This is a genomic window from Maribellus luteus (assembly GCF_003576475.1).
In the GTDB taxonomy this organism is placed as follows: Bacteria; Bacteroidota; Bacteroidia; order Bacteroidales; family Prolixibacteraceae; genus Draconibacterium; species Draconibacterium luteum.
The window spans coordinates 1-540 of record NZ_QWGR01000240.1; the positions used below are offsets into that span (position 1 = coordinate 1).

Sequence of the window (540 nt, forward strand, 5' to 3'; positions counted from 1 at the left end):
CGTCTACGGCATGGACAAGGTGCGCGACGAAGTGCTCGCCAAGTGGACGCCGGACAAGGTCGAAGAGGTGTGCGGCGTGCCGGAAGCACAGGTCCACAAGGTCGCCGAGATGATGGCGATGAACCGCCCGAGCACGCTGGTGTGGTGCATGGGCCAGACGCAGCACACCATCGGCAACGCCATCGTGCGCGCCTCGTGCATCGTGCAATTGGCCTTGGGCAATATCGGCAAGTCGGGCGGTGGCGCCAACATCTTCCGCGGCCACGACAATGTGCAGGGTGCCACCGACGTGGGCCCGAACCCCGATTCGTTGCCTGGCTACTACGGCCTGGCTGCCGGGGCGTGGAAACACTTCGCCAACGTATGGGGTGTGGATTACGAGTGGATCAAGGGCCGCTTCGCCTCGCAGGCGATGATGGAAAAGTCGGGCACCACCGTCTCGCGCTGGGCCGATGCGGTGCTTGAAAAGAACGACCTGATCGATCAGGACAACAACGTCCGCGCCGTTTTCTACTGGGGTCACGCGCCCAACTCGCAAAC

Annotated in this window: 1 pseudogene; it reads left to right on the top strand. The window is 63.3% G+C overall.

Annotated elements, in window-relative coordinates:
• Positions 1-540: pseudogene (locus D1614_RS28745) on the top strand (molybdopterin-dependent oxidoreductase); the annotation flags it as partial.